The following is a 15,338-nucleotide window of genomic DNA, read 5'->3' as shown; positions in this document are numbered from 1 at the left end:
GCGAGCACGCGCCGATTCGACCCTAGCGAGTTGAAACCCAAGGTCCAAGTCGAACCGGTTCAACAGGAGTGGACGGTTCGAAATCAGCAGTCCGGCCGAGCGTCTGTCTTGAGCGCGCCGGCGTCGTCCGTGCGGCAGTCCTGGACGCGGTGAACTTCGCGCTTGCCGGTCGCCGGGGCGTGGATGTCCACCCCGAATTGCGAGAGGACGAGGGCGGCCAGCAGGGCGACAAGGCCGGCGATCAGTTCGACCAGCACCTGCATTGAAAACTCCTCCCCGCCCGCTCGGCTGCGCACTTATGCGCCTTTTTGGCGAACGTCACAATCCTGCCGCCAAAGATTGACCGCGCCGAGGCTCCATGGAACGGAGACGGCAAGGGTCCCATCGCGGTGTCACGCGAATCGGGCAGGCAGGCGGAATGACCCAAGTCGCTGACGGCTATGAAGGAAGTCTGTTGGGCCCCGGCGCCGGGGTGTGGCGGAGCGCGCCCGCCGGCCGCTTCTCGATTCTGATGGAGAATGAGGCCTATTTCGACGCCCTCTCGTCCGCACTGCAAAAGGCGGAGCGGTCGATCGTCATCCTGGGTTGGCAGTTCGACCCCCGCACCCACCTGGACCCCGAAACCCGGCCCGGTGAGAAACAGCATGAGATCGGCCATCAGCTGCGGATGCTGGTGAAGCGCAAGCCCGAACTCGACGTTCGGCTTCTGATCTGGAAATCACCGCTGCTGATCGCGGCATCCCAAGGCTTTTATCCGCACCGGGCCCAGCGCTGGTTCCGCAAACGTATGGTCGAGTTCCGCATGGACGCGCCGGGCCCGATCGGCGCCTGCCATCATCAGAAGGTGATCGTGATCGATGACCGGGTCGCCTTCTGCGGCGGGGGCGACATCTCGACCGACCGCTGGGACTCAGACGAGCATCTGGACGGGGATCCGCGGCGAGCCCTGCCCAGCGGGCTCATCTGCAAGGCGCGTCACGAGGTGATGTGCGTCATGGACGGCGAAGCGGCGCGCGCCCTAGGCGACCTGGCGCGCGAGCGCTGGTTCCGTGCGACCTGGGAAAAGACCGCGCCGGACGAGGTGGAAAACGACCCCTGGCCGGACGGCGTGCCGGTTCAGATGACCAATGTCCCGATCGGCATCGCCCGGACCGAGCCGAAATGGTCAGGCCGTCACGAGGTGCGGGAAAACGAGACCCTGCATCTGGAGTCGATCCGACGCGCCAAACGGCTGATCTATTTGGAGAACCAATATTTCACCTCGCCCGTGATCGCCGCCGCCCTGGCCGAACGGCTGGCTGAGGTGGACGGGCCGGAAGTGGTGGTGGTGTCCACCGGCAAGAGCCCCAGCTGGTTCGACAGCATCACCATGGACACCGCCCGCGCCGAGGTCCTGTACCGGCTGGAGCAGGCGGACCGTTACAACCGCTTCTTCGCCTTTTCCCCCCTGACCAGAAGGGGCGACCGGATCATCGTCCACGCCAAGGTGTCCATCATTGACGATCAGCTGCTGCGGATCGGCTCTACCAATCTGAACAATCGGTCGATGGGGCTGGACACGGAATGCGACGTCGCCGCCGAACCCCGTGACGACGCCGGGCGCGCAGTTATTCGCGCCCACCGCCATCGCACCATCGCGCACTGGATCGGCGTCGCCGCCGAAGAGTTCGCCGCCGTGGAGGGAGTGATGGGGTCCACCGGGGCGGCCATCTGCAGCTTCGAAAGCGAGCGGCTGCGACCGCTGGGCGCCGAACCCCCGACGGCTATCGAGCGCCTTATCGCCGAATGGCAGTTGGGCGACCCCACCTCCACGAGCGACGCTTGGCGGCCGTGGAAACGGTTGAATCGATCCCATCGAACGCGGCCCGCCTCCGAGGGCGGCCTGGCGCCGGGCTGAGGCTCCGCGCAGCGGTTCCGTCCGGAAGGCCCCGGCTCTAAGCCGGATGAGCGAGTTCAGGCGTCCGGAACGATGTCGAAGTCGATGATCAGAGGCAGGTGATCCGACGCCACCCTCGCCAAGGGAGAAAAGTCGGATCTTACGCCCGTGACGCGGATCTCGGGGCTGACGAAGCAATGGTCGATTCGGATGGCCGGAAAGCTGGACGGGAAGGTTTTCACCGAAGGCTTCAGATCGAGGCGACGCTGACAGTCGTCGAGACGCCGCGCCAAGGTCTGATAGGGGCGGGTGATCGATGTGGCGTTGAAGTCCCCGGCCAACAGGGCCGGACCCTGACATCCGCCCAGCCAGCCTGACCCGACCAGGGCAGCGGCCTGCAGTCTTTGCTCTCGAGGCACAAGGCCCAGATGGGTGTTCAGAACATTGACGGCCGCGCCGTCGATCATGATCTCGGACCAGAGGGCGCCGCGCGGCTCCAATCCCGGAATGCCGCGGACGGTAGGCAGGGCGTCGGCTCGGATCAACCGCTCGGGGTGGGGGGTCAGGATGGCGTCGCCGTAAAGCTCGGCCTCCACCCGCATGGCGGGGTGAAAGCGCGAGGTCATGGCCAGGCCCTGAGCTATGGCCTCGGCCTGATCGACTCTGCCCGTGCGCCGCCGACCGACATCCAGCTCCTGGAGGCAGACGATGTCCGGCTCATGCTCGCCGATGACGGCGACGATCCGACCGACGTCTAGGCGCTTGTCCGTGCCGACGCAGCGGTGAACATTATAGGTCAAGAGGCGAGGCATGATTTCCCGGTAGGCGGGGGCAGGGACGCAGGGCTAGACCTTTTGGGCGCGGATTACGACGGCGGTGCGACGATCAAAGGACGATCAGCCGGTCCGAAAGCTCATTGGGATTGTCAGGGCGGGGTGGAAAATGCGCAGCCAGCACATCGCCGCACTGTCGAACTGCGGCCTCGAAACCGGCCGCAGGCGACCCGGTTTTCAGCCCCCGCACCAAGGCGGCCACGACGTCGGCCCAGACGCCCGCATCGACCTTCTGAAGGATCAACTCGTCCGTGATCAGCTCGACCTGATGTTCGGCCAGGGCGGCGAAGATCAGAACGCCGGTCCGCTCGCGCGTGACATGGACGCCGTGGGCGAGGAACTGCTGCAAGGCGGCGGCCCGAACCCGCGCACGCCGGATCGAGCGCGGCGTGACCCAACGCAGCACCGGCGGAATGCGCGTCAGCACGAAGACGAGGGCGAAGAGGAGGGCCTGGATCAGGGCGTAGACGGCCAAGGTCTGGCCCGCGACCTCTGATGTCGATGCATGCGCAGCCTGCCAGCTGCTCTCCGGCCAACCTTCGGGCCAACTCAGACCGACGCCGAAGGGAATGAGCAGGGCCGGGACCGCCAGAGCCGCCAATGCAGCCCAGACCAGGCTGACATCGACATAGGACGAAACGCGCCCCGCCAGGACGCAGAAGATCTCGCCTGAGGTGGTTTGTTCGGCCTTGGCCACCGCATCGGCGATACGGTTCCGATCGTCTTCGGTCAGTCGCATCACCACCCTCCCGAGGCGCCGCCGCCGCCGAACCCGCCGCCGCCGCCCTTGAATCCGCCGAAGCCCCCTCCACCAAAACCCCCGCCGCCGCGTCCGGCGTTCTTCAAGGCCTCGGACGCGGCCCAGATCAGAATGGGCGACACGCCGTCGCGTCGATGGCGACGACCGCCGTTCGCCAGGCTGACGCCGACGATGAAGAGGCCGAAACCGATCAGGGCGATGACAATCAAGGGCACGGCGGGTCCAGCCTCGGCCTCTTCCGTCTGGGCCGCCGCCGCCCGGGCCTCCGCCTCGGCCGGATCAAGCCGAAGCTGTTCGATCAGCCCATCCACGCCGTCGACGATCCCGCCGGAATAGTCGCCCTCGCGGAACGCCGGCAGGATTCGGTTGCGAATGAGCTGGGACGAGAAGGCGTCGGTCAAGATCGGCTCCAACCCATAGCCGACCTCGATCCGAACCTTGCGTTCCGTTGGAGCCACGATCAGCAGGGCGCCGTTGTCCTGATCCTTTTGCCCGATCCCCCAGGCGCGCCCCAAACGATAGCCGTAGTCCTCGATCTCCAGCCCATCCAGACTCGAAACAGTAACCACGACCAACTGATCGCTGGACTGAGCCTCCAGCGCCGCCAGCTTTTCCGTAAGGGCCTGCTCCGTCGCCGCGTCCAGAAGATCCGCCTGATCGACCACCCGGCCGGAAAGGGGCGGAAAAGTCGGCTCCGCCAAGGCCGCCGGCGCGACCGCCAGGGCGATGATCAAGGTCGTGAGAAGGCCCGCCAGACCGGCCGCGACCGTGCGATGTTTCACCAGGGCGAGAAAACCGCTCACGAGGACGTCACTGCGCGGGCGGGGTGGATCCCGGCGTCACCGGCGCCGCTCCGCCGCCCGGGGCAGCGGCCGGCGCTCCGAGGTTGAACTCCACCTTGGGCGCCGACTGGGCTTCGGCCGTCGCGGTGAACAGCTGCATCGGCTGCGAGCCGGAATGGACCGTCTTGGCCCAGATCACATTGGGGAAGGTCCGCAGGGTGGTGTTGTAGTCCCGCACGGCCTCATTGTAGTCGCGGCGGGCGATGGTGATCCGGTTTTCCGTCCCCTCCAGCTGAGACTGCAGGGTCAGGAAGTTCTGATTGGCCTGGAGCTGGGGATAGGCTTCGACAGAGACCAGAAGGCGCGACAGAGCGCCGGAAAGCTGTCCCTGGGCCTGCTGGTACTGCTGGAAGGCCTGGGGATTGCTGAGGTCGGCGGCCGAGACATTGACCGAAGTCGCGCGGGCGCGGGCGTTGATCACCTCCGTCAGGGTGGTGCGTTCCTGGATCGCCGCGCCCTGAACGGTGGCGACCAGATTGGGCACCAGATCCGCCCGGCGCTGATACTGGGCCTGGACGTCGGCCCAGGCGGCTTCAGCCCGTTCCTGCTTGGTCGGGATCGTATTGTAGCCGCAGGCGGACACCGCCGGAACGGCGACGAGCGTTGCGGCCAAGGCCAGAGCGCGAGCATTGGAACGAGCCATGGTTTCTCCCCTCTCGGCGATCAGCGCCGTCGCGGCGACTATCGCGCCACGGCTGCAACGCTTCAAGCGTCCAATGGCTCCGGTTCGACGCCGATGGAGCGACAGGCGGCCGAATAGGTGTTGGCCAGCAGACAGGCGATGGTCATGGGGCCGACGCCGCCGGGAACCGGGGTGATGCGACCCGCGATCTCCAGCACTTCCTTGAAGGCGACATCGCCGACCACGCGGGTCCTGCCCTCGGCCGCCTTGACCGGATCGGCGGACGGCACGCGATTGATGCCGACGTCGATCACGGTCGCGCCCGGCTTGACCCAGTCGCCCTTGATCATCTCGGGCCGGCCGACGGCGGCCACCAGTATGTCGGCCGTGCGGCAAAGGGCGGCCAGGTCGCGGGTCTTGGAATGGGCCACGGTGACGGTGCAGTTTTCGGCCAGCAGCAGCTGCGCCATCGGCTTGCCCACGATGTTCGACCGGCCCACGATGACGGCGTTCAGACCCGTCAGGTCGCCCAGCTGATCCTTCAACAGCATCAGACTGCCCAGGGGGGTGCAGGGGACCATGCCGGGCAGTCCGACCGCCAGCCGTCCCGCATTGACCACATGAAAGCCGTCGACATCCTTGTCGGGATCAATGGCGTCCAGCACGACCGAGGAGTCGATGTGTTTCGGCAGCGGCAACTGCACCAGAATGCCGTGGATGCCGGCATCGGCGTTCAAGGTCGCGATGAGGGCGAGCAGATCTTCCTGGCTGATCGTGTCGGGCAGGCGGTGGGTGTCGGACCGCATGCCGGCGCGCAGCGTGGTCTCGCCCTTGTTGCGGACGTAGATCTGGCTGGCCGGATCTTCGCCGACGATCACGACGGCCAGGCCAGGCTTCACCCCCTCATTGGCCTCCAGGCGGGCGGCGGCGGCGGCGACCCGGTCCACGAGGGCGGCCGCATAGGCCTTGCCGTCGATCAGTATGGCGTGCGCGGGCTCGGCCGACATGAGAGCTCCTGGGCGAGAAGGGACGGAAAGGGGATGGCGCGATTTACAGCCGTCCCCGTTCTGCGTCTATGATCGGGCGCAAACTCTTGGAGTGTTCTTCATGAAGCCCTCGCTTCTCGCCGCCGCCGGCGCCCTGGCCCTGATCTGGAGCGTCTCGCCCGCCCTGGCGCAGGAGGCCGCGAGCCTGAGGATCGGCGCGACCATTGACGGCGCCCTGGCGGACGGCGACGCCCGGGACGCCGACGGCGACTATGTCTATGACGACTATCGATTCGCCGCGCGCGCGGGCCAGCGGCTGGAGGCGGTGCTGAGATCCGACTCCTTCGACGCCTATTTGGCACTTTACGCCGAAGGATCGGACGAGGCCTTGGCGGAAGACGACGACGGTCTGGGTGCGGGCACGGACGCGCGGCTGCGCTTTACGCCCGAAGAGGACGGAACCTATGTGCTGCGGGCGCGGACCCTGTCGGGGACGGACGGCGGGGGCTACAGCCTGTCGCTGCGCGAACGGCCCGCCCCGGCCCGAGCGCCCCGGCCCGCGCGAATTCGACTGGGCGCCGAGGAGGCCGGCGAACTGACCGATCGCGACCCCCAGCTGGAGGACGGCGGCTCCTATGACGCCTACGGTTTCCGGGCGGAACAGGGCCAGAGAGTCATCATCACCCTGAACTCCGACGACTTCGATCCCCTGGTGCGGGTCGGGCGAATGGCGGGCGGCGACTTCGTCGAACTGGCTCACAATGACGACGGCCCCGATCAGGGGCTGAACTCCCGCCTCGTCTTCACGGCGCCGACGGCGGGGGACTATGTGATCCGCGCCACCGCCGTGCAGGACGGAACCGGCGCCTACACGATCGGACTCGCGCCCGCCCCTGAGGCCCCACCGGCGAAACCCCTCGCGATCGGAGATAAGGTGGAGGGCGAATTGAACGCCGACACGGGGGCCAATGACGACGGTCAACGCGCCCAGCTGTATCGCTTCAGCGCTGAGGCGGGTCAGCGGGTCGCTATCGAACTGTCGTCAAAGGATTTCGACACCTATCTGGTCCTGCGAAACGGTGCTGATGACAGTGTGATCGCCCAGGACGACGACGGCGCAGGCGTGGGCACGAATTCGCGCCTGACGGCGACCCTCGATGCGGCGGGAGACTATGTGGTCGAGGCGCGGGCCTTCAGCGGCGACGGGGAGGGACGATTCACCCTGACCGTCAGCGAGGTCGCGCCCCCGCCGCCGCCGACGTCGATCCAGTTCGGCGAAACGGTCGAAGGCGAGATCAAGACCGAAGATCCCCAGTCGGATGAGGGCAAACACTATCACGCCTACGCCTTCTCCGGCGCGGAGGGGCAGCGTATTCAGGCGATACTTCGATCCGGCGACTTCGACGCCTATCTGGAGGTCGGCGCCGCCGACGGCGATTTCACCGCCTTGGCCAGCGACGACGACGGCCTGGCCCAGGGCACGGATTCGCGGCTGAACTTCACCCTGCCGGAGACCGGCGACTACATCATCCGGGTCATGCCCCTGTCGGCGGAAGAGGACGGGCTCTACGCCCTCGAACTGACCGAGCGCGGCCCCGAGCCGGAGCCCGGCAGCATCCTGGTCGGCGCCACGGCGCGCGGAACCCTGAGTTCCACCGACGCCATGACCGAAGAGGGCGCCTATTACGACGCCTATCGTTTCCAAGCCAAGAAGGACGAGAAGCTGCGCATCACCCTGGTCTCGAACGCCTTTGACGCCTTCCTGGATCTGGGCGAAGGGGGCGAAGCCTTCACCAGTCTGGCGACGGACGATGACGGGCTGTCGGACACCCACGCCAAGCTGGAATGGACCGCGCCGGAAGACGGCTGGTACGTCGTGCGCGCCCAGGCGCTGGCCCCCAATGAGACCGGCGCCTATGCGCTGGCGGTGGAACGCCAGCCCTGATCAGGGGCTGGCTGCGTCTCAGGCGGAGGGCAGCAGGTCGAGGGCGAAGGGTCGGTACCGCCCCGCCCGAACCCCGTCGGTCGCGCGAGCGATGTCGGGGGCGAAATAGTGGTCGCTGGCGTAGGGGGCGGCGGCTTCGCGGACGAGCGCGTAGACCCGTTCCAAGTCCTGGGAACTGGTCAGGGGACGGTGGAACTCCAACCCCTGGGCAGCCGCCAGCAGTTCGATCGCGACCACAGTGGCGGCGTTCTCCGCCATGTCCAGCAGGCGTCGCGCGCCATGGGTCGCCATGCTGACGTGGTCTTCCTGGTTGGCGCTGGTCGGCACGGTGTCGACGCTGCACGGGTGGGCCATCATCCGGTTCTCGGCCACCAAGGCCGCAGCCGTCACCTGGGCGATCATGAAGCCGGAGTTCAGCCCGCTTTCACGAACCAGGAAGGCGGGCAGTTCGCTCATCTTCGGATCGACCAGAATGGCCGTTCGCCGCTCGGAGATATTACCGATCTCGCACAGGGTCATGGCGATCTGATCGGCTGCAAAAGCAACGGGTTCAGCGTGGAAGTTGCCGCCTGAAATCACATCCCCGTCATCGATGAAGACCAGAGGGTTGTCGGTCACTGCATTGGCCTCGCGTTCCAGCGCGTCGGCCGCGGTCGTCAGGACGTCAAGCACGGCGCCCATGATCTGGGGCTGGCAACGCAGGGAGTAGGGATCCTGAACCTTGGCGCAGTCGTCTCTATGGCTGTCGCGTATGGCCGAGCCCTGCATCAGCGCTCTCAGTCGGCCCGCGACGGCGATCTGGCCCGGCTGGCCGCGCAGGGCGTGGATTCGTGGATCGAACGGGGCGTCTGACCCCTTCAGGGCGTCGACGGACAGGGCGCCGGCCGCGATCCCTGCGGCGAACACCGCCTCTGCGGCGAACAGACCCGCCAAGGCCAGGGCGGTCGAGCATTGGGTGCCGTTCAGAAGCGCCAGGCCTTCCTTCGGCCCCAGAACCAGCGGCTCCACCCCGATCTTGGCAAGGGCCGCCTGGGCGTCCAGAACCGCGCCGCCCTGACGAGCCTCGCCGACGCCGATCAGGACGCTGCTCATATGTGCGAGGGGCGCAAGGTCGCCCGAGGCGCCCACCGATCCCTTGGATGGGACACAGGGCAGGATGTCCGCCTCGACCAGGGCGATAAGGGCCTCCAGCGTCTGGCGGCGAACGCCCGAGGCGCCGCGGGCCAGGCTGGCGATCTTCAGCACCATCATCAGCCGCGTCACTGGGTCGGGCAGGAGAGGGCCGACGCCGCAGGCATGGCTCAGCACCAGATTGCGTTGCAGGGTCTCAAGATCTTGAGGCGCGATGGAGGTGTTGGCCAGGAGACCGAAGCCGGTGTTGATCCCATAGACCGTTCGCCCTTCAGCGACGATGGCGGCCACCGTCTCGGCGCCGCGCCCGACGTCGGACCAAGCCTGGGGCGTCAGGGCTACCGTCACCGGCCCCTCCAGGACGGCGCGCAACTGGGGCAAGGTCAGGCGCGCAGCGCCGATGATCAGTTCTGTCATGATCAAGCCTCGAGGCTGGGAAGATTCAGACCGTGGGCCCGCGCCGCCGCACGGGCGATCTCGTAACCGGCGTCCGCATGGCGCATGACGCCTGTCGCGGGGTCGTTCCACAGGACCCGCTCAAGCCGGCGGGCCGCCTCCGGCGTGCCGTCGGCGACGATGACCACGCCGGAATGCTGCGAATAGCCCATGCCGACCCCGCCGCCGTGATGCAGCGACACCCAGCTGGCGCCGGAGGCCGTGTTCAGAAGGGCGTTCAGCAGGGGCCAGTCCGATACGGCGTCGGACCCGTCCGCCATCGCCTCGGTCTCGCGATTAGGACTGGCGACGGAGCCGGAATCCAGATGATCCCGCCCGATCACGATCGGCCCCGACAACTCGCCCGAGGCGACCATGTCGTTAAACATCAGCCCCGCGCGATGACGATCGCCTAGTCCGATCCAGCAGATTCGGGCCGGAAGGCCCTGAAAGGCAATCCTTTCCTGCGCCATGTCCAGCCAGCGATGCAGGCCCGCATTGTCGGGAAACAGCCGTTTCATCGCCGCATCGGTCTTGCGGATGTCCTCCGGATCGCCGGTCAGGGCCGCCCAGCGGAACGGCCCCACCCCCCGACAGAACAGGGGGCGGATATAGGCGGGTACGAAGCCGGGGAAATCGAACGCGCGCGCCACGCCCTGATCCAGGGCGACCTGGCGGATGTTGTTGCCGTAATCGACCACTGGCGCGCCGGACGCCTGAAAATCAAGCATGGCCTGGACATGGCGGGCGATGGAGGCGGCGGCGGCTGAAGAAACGGCGCCGGGATCGGACTGGCGACGGTCCTCCCATTCCGCCACAGACCAGCCGGAGGGCAGATAGCCGTTCACCAGATCGTGGGCGCTGGTCTGATCCGTCACCAGATCGGGCTTCACCCCGCGCTTGACAAGTTCAGGCAGAAGGTCCGCCGCATTGCCCAACAGGCCGACCGAGATAGGTTTTTTGCTGATCTTGGCCTGCTCGATCAGGTCGAGCGCCTCGTCCAGGCTTTCCGACATGACGTCGAGATAGCGGGTCTTCAGCCGCATCTCGATCCGGCTGCGCTGGCATTCGACGGCCAGACAGGAGGCTCCCGCCATTGTGGCCGCCAGCGGCTGCGCCCCGCCCATTCCGCCCAGGCCCGCCGTCAGTATCCATCGCCCCGACCAGTCGCCGCCGTAATGCTGGCGGCCGGCCTCCATGAAGGTCTCATAGGTGCCCTGAACAATGCCCTGGGTGCCGATGTAGATCCATGACCCAGCGGTCATTTGTCCATACATCATAAGCCCTTTACGGTCGAGTTCTGAGAAATGATCCCAGGTCGCCCACTTCGGCACGAGGTTGGAGTTGGCGATCAGCACGCGTGGCGCATCCGCATGGGTGCGGAACACGCCCACCGGCTTGCCCGACTGGACCAGAAGCGTCTCATCGGGGGCCAGATCGGTCAGGGTTTGGACGATCCGGTCGAAGGCCGGCCAATCCCGCGCCGCCTTGCCGATCCCGCCATAAACCACCAAATCCTGCGGTCGTTCAGCGACTTCCGCGTCGAGATTGTTCATCAACATCCGGATTGCGGCCTCGGCGGCCCAGGTCTTGGCGGTCCTTTCGGGACCGCGCGGGCTGCGGATCACGCGCATATTGGTCTTCATGTCCGGCTCTCGGCGAAGGTGATGCAGGCGTTCAGGACGCGGCGCAGATGACGGCGCATCGTCTCGGCCCGCTCCGGCTCATAGGGACTGGGCCAGTTTTCGGGCGTCAGAGCCTCGGCCGGTTCGCGCATATAGCCTCGGTCCGCCAGCTCCATCTGGATGGCGTGCACGCCGGCTTGGGGGCGGCCGTAGCGGCGCGTGGTCCAGCCGCCCTTGAACCGCCCATTGACGACCAGACTGTCCCCGCTGACGGCGCAGGCGGCCTCGACCGCCTGGGTCAGCCGCGGCGCACAGGTGGCGCCGTCATTGTCGCCTATGTTGAACTGGGGCAGTTCGCCGGCGAACAGCCGGGGCGCCACCGATCGGATCGAGTGGGCGTCATAGACGACCAGGGGGCCCTTCGCCTGCAACCGGTCGATCTGGGCCTGAAGCGCCGCATGATAGGGATCGAACCAGGCCGCCCGCCTTTCCTCGATCTCGGCAGCGTCGGGTGCCTGGCCGGGCCGGTAAAGAGGCTCGCCGTCGAAGGTTTCGAGCGGACAGAGGCCGGTCGTGATTTGGCCGGGATAGAGGGATGCGCCGGACGGGTCGCGGTTCACGTCGATCACACTGCGCGACAGGGCGGTGCGAACCGTGGTGGCGCCCATGTCCCGGGCGAAGTCGTAAAGCCGATCCACCCACCAGTCGGCGTCCTTGCGCGCCAGCCAGGGCGAGTTCATCCGCGCCTCGATCGCTTCAGGAATGGTCGTTCCCGTGTGGGGCAGGCCGATGATCAGGGGGGCGGCGCCCTCGTGCACGGTCAGCCAGTCGAACGTCATCTCAGCCTCCCTCGCCAAATCGGATCGTCGTGGTATGTCTAGACATATTGATCGCAACCCGATGGACCTGTCCAGTGACGCCCGAGCCCGCGCCCGTCGATCTGTCGCTCTGGTTCGAGGCGGCCCTGCTGCCCCAAGGCTGGGCGCGCGGCGTGAGGGTCGGGATCCGGGCGGGACGCATCTCTACGCTGGAAGCGGATGTCTTACGGTCGCCGCAAGACCAGGGCGGCGGCGTGGCCCTGCCGGGCGTCGCCAATCTGCACAGCCACGCCTTTCAGCGCGCCATGGCCGGTTTGACCGAGGCGCGGGGGCCGACCGATGACGACTTCTGGACGTGGCGGCGTCTGATGTACCGGTTTCTGGATCGAGGCGGGCCTGACGAGATCGAGGCCATCACGGCCCTGGCCTTCGCCGAAATGCTGGAGGGCGGCTTCACCCGGGTGGCGGAGTTCCACTACCTCCACAACGACCCGACCGGCGCGCCTTACGCCGACCGGGCGGAGATTGCGACCCGGATCGCGGCGGCGGCCGAGGCGACGGGCATCGGCCTGGCCCTGCTGCCGGTCTTCTACGCCCATTCCGGCTTCGGCGGCCTGGCGCCGGCCGAAGGTCAGAGACGGTTCATCACCGACCTCGACGGCTATGCGGCTCTTGTCGCCGATTGCCGCGCCCTGACCGCCGACCTGGCGGACGCCAGGGTGGGGGTGGCGCCTCACAGCCTGCGCGCCGTCACGCCGGAACAGTTGCAGGCGCTGCTTGCCATGGCCGGACAGGGGCCGATCCATATACATGTGGCGGAACAGACCAAGGAGGTTGAGGACTGTCTGGCCTGGTCCGGGGCGCGCCCCGTGGAATGGCTGTTGGCCAACGCTCCGGTCGATCCACGCTGGTGCCTGATCCACGCCACCCATGTGGCGGAGACCGAATGGCGGGGAGTCGCCGCGCGCGGGAGCATGGTCGGCCTGTGTCCGATCACAGAGGCCAATCTGGGCGACGGAATCTTCCCGGCGGCAGCCTATCATCACGCCGACGGCCGTTTCGGCGTGGGCACGGATTCCAATGTGCAGATCGGCCTGGCTGACGAACTGCGGATGCTGGAATACAGCCAGCGGCTGGCCCTCAGAGGCCGGGCCGTCATGGCTGACCCCGATCGTTCGACCGGACGGTTTCTGTTTGATCAGGCCCTGGCCGGGGGCGCTCAGGCGACCGGCGTGTCCGGCGGGTTGAGCCTGGACGCCGCAGCGGACATCGTCGCCCTTGACGGCGGCCACATCAGTTTCGAGGGCCGGTTCGGAGACGCGGTGCTGGACAGCTGGATTTTCGGGGCGCCCAGAGGGGGCGTCGCCTCGGTCTGGCGCGCGGGACGGCTGGTGGTCCGGCAGGGGCGCCATGTCGCGCGCGACGCCATTGAGGCGCGCTATCGCCAGGCCTTGAAGGCGGTGCTGGCGTGAGCGCCGGGCCGCTGCATCGCCGCATCTATTCCGATCTGGAGGATCGCATCCTTTCGGGCGCCCTGGCGCCGGGGCGGCGCCTGCCGTTCGAACATGAGCTCATGCAGGACTACGGCTGTTCGCGGGCGACCGTGTCCAAAGCCCTGTCGGAACTGGCGGCCCGAGGCTTGGTGGTGCGCCGACGCCGGGCGGGCACCTTTGTGGCCCAGCCCAAGGCCCACGCCGCCTTTCTGGCCATCCCCGATCTCAAGGCCGAGGTGACGGAGCGGGGACAGGTCTACGGCTATCGTCTTCTGACGCAGATCGAGCGCGGGCCGGCCGACGCCGCCGAAGCGGAGCTTGCGGCCGGGGCGCGCCTTTTGGACCTGACCTGTCTGCACAGCGCCGATTCCATTCCCCTGGCCCTTGAGCGGCGACTGATCGGACTGAAGGCCGCGCCCCAGGCGATCGCCGTCGATTTTAAACGGGTTTCGCCAGGAAGCTGGCTCCTGGAATCAGAACCCTGGACCGAGGCTGAAAATCGCATCGGGGCGATGGGGGCGGACGCCCAATCGGCGCGCCTCCTGCAGATCAAGAGGGGCGCCGCCTGCCTTTGCGTGGAACGACGGACCTGGCGCGACGGTTTGGGCGTGACCCAGGTGCGCCAGGTCTTTCCAGGCGACCGCTATGATCTGGTCGCGCTTTTTTCCTCCGCCCGTTCCGGTGGACGCGCCGGGGAGCCGAGACGATGAAGATCGACCTGCTTCTGACCGACTGCCACGCCGCAACCCTGTCCGAAGGCGAGGGGGGCTATGGGGTGATCGAGGACGCCGCTGTGGCGGCGGCGGACGGACGCATCGTCTGGATCGGACCTCGGGCGGACCTTCCGACCGTTTCGGCCCGCAGGACGGAGCGGCTCGACGGGCGATGGATCACGCCCGGTCTGATCGACTGCCATACCCATCTGATCTTCGGCGGCGATCGATCGGCCGAGTTCGAACAGAGGCTGGGCGGCGCGACCTATGAGGCGATCGCCCGGGCCGGCGGAGGGATTCTGTCTTCGGTCCGGGCCACGCGCGCGGCGTCGGAAGCCGAACTGTTCGCCTCGGCCATGGAACGGCTGGAGGGGCTGAAGGCGACGGGGGTCACCACCGTCGAGATCAAGTCCGGCTATGGTCTGGACCGAGACAGCGAGTTGAAGATGCTGCGCGTCGCCCGCCGCATCGGTCGAGAAGGCGGGGTGCGGGTTCGCACCACCTATCTGGGTCTGCACGCCCCGCCGCCGGAGCATCGCGCGAACCCCGAAGCCTATGTCGATGAGGCCGTCGAAAACATACTGCCTGCCGCCTGCGCCGAGGGACTGGTCGATGCGGTGGACGCCTATTGCGAGCCGATCGCCTTTTCCCCCGATCAGGTGTCGCGCCTGTTCGACAAGGCGAGAGGGCTGGGTCTGCCGGTCAAACTGCATGCGGACCAGTTGTCCGACAGCGGCGGGGCGGCCTTGGCGGCGCGTTACGGCGCCCTGTCCGCCGATCATATCGAATATGCGACGCAGGCCGGCGTGGCGGCCATGGCCCAGGCGGGGGTCGTCGCGGTGCTGCTGCCGGGCGCCTTTCTGATGCTGCGCGAGACCCAGCTTCCGCCGATCGACGCCTTGCGGCGGCACGGCGTGCGAATGGCGGTGGCCACTGATTGCAACCCGGGAACCTCTCCGCTCGCCTCCATGACGGCGGCGATGACTCTGGCCTGCGTTCAGTTTCGACTGACTCCCCAAGAGGCCTTGGCGGGGGCGACGCGAGAGGCGGCCCACGCCCTGGGTCTCGGCGCCGACCTGGGGCGTTTGGAGGTTGGTCTCAGAGCCGATCTGGCCGCCTGGGACATCCAAAATCCCGCAGAACTGGCCTATTGGCTGGGCAAGCCTGTGCTGCACGCCCGTTGGCTGGACGGCGTGCGCTCTTAGGTTGCAGGCGGGCGAGATTTAACTATAGGTTGCTTCCATAGCCGGGGAGCAATC

At 67.3% G+C, this 15,338-nt stretch carries 14 protein-coding genes; 5 read left to right on the top strand and 9 right to left on the bottom strand.

Features of this window, described 5'->3' with window-relative positions; translation table 11 throughout:
* Positions 1-83 precede the first annotated feature (83 nt).
* Positions 84-263 (bottom strand): hypothetical protein, encoded by a 180-nt coding sequence (locus ACW178_RS10315; RefSeq protein ID WP_054765804.1) that lies wholly within the window; start codon positions 261-263, stop codon positions 84-86.
* A 155-nt stretch (positions 264-418) separates the two neighbouring features.
* Between ACW178_RS10315 and ACW178_RS10310 the strand changes: the two genes are divergently transcribed.
* Positions 419-1,897: a phospholipase D-like domain-containing protein gene (locus tag ACW178_RS10310; RefSeq protein ID WP_492024532.1), complete on the top strand. Its 1,479-nt coding sequence runs from the start codon at positions 419-421 to the stop codon at positions 1,895-1,897.
* A gap of 56 nt (positions 1,898-1,953) precedes the next feature.
* Here ACW178_RS10310 and ACW178_RS10305 read toward each other — a convergent pair whose 3' ends face one another.
* The 5 genes from ACW178_RS10305 to folD all read right to left on the bottom strand — a co-directional run bounded on the left by ACW178_RS10305 (position 1,954) and on the right by folD (position 5,940).
* Complete coding sequence (locus tag ACW178_RS10305; protein WP_287105716.1) at positions 1,954-2,688, bottom strand: endonuclease/exonuclease/phosphatase family protein; 735 nt, start codon at positions 2,686-2,688, stop codon at positions 1,954-1,956.
* Between the two features lie 73 nt (positions 2,689-2,761).
* Positions 2,762-3,448, bottom strand: a complete 687-nt coding sequence (locus tag ACW178_RS10300) for a TPM domain-containing protein (RefSeq protein ID WP_492024531.1) — start codon at positions 3,446-3,448, stop codon at positions 2,762-2,764.
* Positions 3,448-4,272, bottom strand: coding sequence for a TPM domain-containing protein (locus ACW178_RS10295; protein ID WP_492024530.1), 825 nt, complete (start codon positions 4,270-4,272; stop codon positions 3,448-3,450). Before ACW178_RS10295 ends, ACW178_RS10300 begins: the two co-directional genes overlap by 1 nt.
* Positions 4,273-4,279: 7 nt before the next feature.
* Positions 4,280-4,954 (bottom strand): LemA family protein, encoded by a 675-nt coding sequence (locus ACW178_RS10290; protein WP_492024529.1) that lies wholly within the window; start codon positions 4,952-4,954, stop codon positions 4,280-4,282.
* 62 nt (positions 4,955-5,016) lie between these two features.
* Positions 5,017-5,940, bottom strand: coding sequence for a bifunctional methylenetetrahydrofolate dehydrogenase/methenyltetrahydrofolate cyclohydrolase FolD (gene folD / locus ACW178_RS10285; protein WP_287106521.1), 924 nt, complete (start codon positions 5,938-5,940; stop codon positions 5,017-5,019).
* 100 nt (positions 5,941-6,040) lie between these two features.
* Between folD and ACW178_RS10280 the strand changes: the two genes are divergently transcribed.
* Positions 6,041-7,864 (top strand): PPC domain-containing protein, encoded by a 1,824-nt coding sequence (locus ACW178_RS10280; RefSeq protein WP_492024528.1) that lies wholly within the window; start codon positions 6,041-6,043, stop codon positions 7,862-7,864.
* Between the two features lie 18 nt (positions 7,865-7,882).
* Here ACW178_RS10280 and hutH read toward each other — a convergent pair whose 3' ends face one another.
* Genes hutH through hutG form a run of 3 tightly spaced genes read right to left on the bottom strand, consistent with a single transcriptional unit; the run spans position 7,883 to position 11,894 of the window.
* Positions 7,883-9,412: a histidine ammonia-lyase gene (gene hutH / locus ACW178_RS10275; protein ID WP_287106524.1), complete on the bottom strand. Its 1,530-nt coding sequence runs from the start codon at positions 9,410-9,412 to the stop codon at positions 7,883-7,885.
* 2 nt (positions 9,413-9,414) lie between these two features.
* On the bottom strand, positions 9,415-11,076 hold the full coding sequence (gene hutU, locus ACW178_RS10270; RefSeq protein WP_191557835.1) for a urocanate hydratase: 1,662 nt from the start codon (positions 11,074-11,076) through the stop codon (positions 9,415-9,417).
* Entirely contained in the window at positions 11,073-11,894 is an 822-nt protein-coding gene (gene hutG, locus ACW178_RS10265; RefSeq protein ID WP_191557834.1) for an N-formylglutamate deformylase, read from the bottom strand. The genes hutU and hutG overlap by 4 nt, the downstream gene beginning before the upstream one ends.
* Before the next feature lie 74 nt (positions 11,895-11,968).
* On the opposite strand from hutG, the gene ACW178_RS10260 reads away from it, so the two are divergent.
* From ACW178_RS10260 to hutI, 3 genes are read left to right on the top strand one after another with little or no spacing between them, the layout of a single operon-like run.
* On the top strand, positions 11,969-13,345 hold the full coding sequence (locus tag ACW178_RS10260; RefSeq protein WP_191557833.1) for a formimidoylglutamate deiminase: 1,377 nt from the start codon (positions 11,969-11,971) through the stop codon (positions 13,343-13,345).
* Positions 13,342-14,076 (top strand): histidine utilization transcriptional repressor HutC, encoded by a 735-nt coding sequence (gene hutC / locus ACW178_RS10255; RefSeq protein WP_191557832.1) that lies wholly within the window; start codon positions 13,342-13,344, stop codon positions 14,074-14,076. Before ACW178_RS10260 ends, hutC begins: the two co-directional genes overlap by 4 nt.
* On the top strand, positions 14,073-15,284 hold the full coding sequence (gene hutI, locus ACW178_RS10250) for an imidazolonepropionase (protein ID WP_191557831.1): 1,212 nt from the start codon (positions 14,073-14,075) through the stop codon (positions 15,282-15,284). The genes hutC and hutI overlap by 4 nt, the downstream gene beginning before the upstream one ends.
* Positions 15,285-15,338: the final 54 nt, after the last annotated feature.

Source organism: Brevundimonas sp. AVps4 (assembly GCF_058681525.1).
Note: the sequence above shows the minus strand (reverse complement) of the source record. Positions and strands in the feature narration are given on the sequence as shown.

Coding starts and splice junctions, on each gene's coding strand:
- ACW178_RS10315 (WP_054765804.1), bottom strand. CDS start 263: ATGCAGGTGCTGGTCGAACTGATCGCCGGCCTTGTCGCCCTGCTGGCC.
- ACW178_RS10310 (WP_492024532.1), top strand. CDS start 419: ATGACCCAAGTCGCTGACGGCTATGAAGGAAGTCTGTTGGGCCCCGGC.
- ACW178_RS10305 (WP_287105716.1), bottom strand. CDS start 2,688: ATGCCTCGCCTCTTGACCTATAATGTTCACCGCTGCGTCGGCACGGAC.
- ACW178_RS10300 (WP_492024531.1), bottom strand. CDS start 3,448: ATGCGACTGACCGAAGACGATCGGAACCGTATCGCCGATGCGGTGGCC.
- ACW178_RS10290 (WP_492024529.1), bottom strand. CDS start 4,954: ATGGCTCGTTCCAATGCTCGCGCTCTGGCCTTGGCCGCAACGCTCGTC.
- folD (WP_287106521.1), bottom strand. CDS start 5,940: ATGTCGGCCGAGCCCGCGCACGCCATACTGATCGACGGCAAGGCCTAT.
- ACW178_RS10280 (WP_492024528.1), top strand. CDS start 6,041: ATGAAGCCCTCGCTTCTCGCCGCCGCCGGCGCCCTGGCCCTGATCTGG.
- hutH (WP_287106524.1), bottom strand. CDS start 9,412: ATGACAGAACTGATCATCGGCGCTGCGCGCCTGACCTTGCCCCAGTTG.
- hutU (WP_191557835.1), bottom strand. CDS start 11,076: ATGAAGACCAATATGCGCGTGATCCGCAGCCCGCGCGGTCCCGAAAGG.
- hutG (WP_191557834.1), bottom strand. CDS start 11,894: ATGACGTTCGACTGGCTGACCGTGCACGAGGGCGCCGCCCCCCTGATC.
- hutI (WP_191557831.1), top strand. CDS start 14,073: ATGAAGATCGACCTGCTTCTGACCGACTGCCACGCCGCAACCCTGTCC.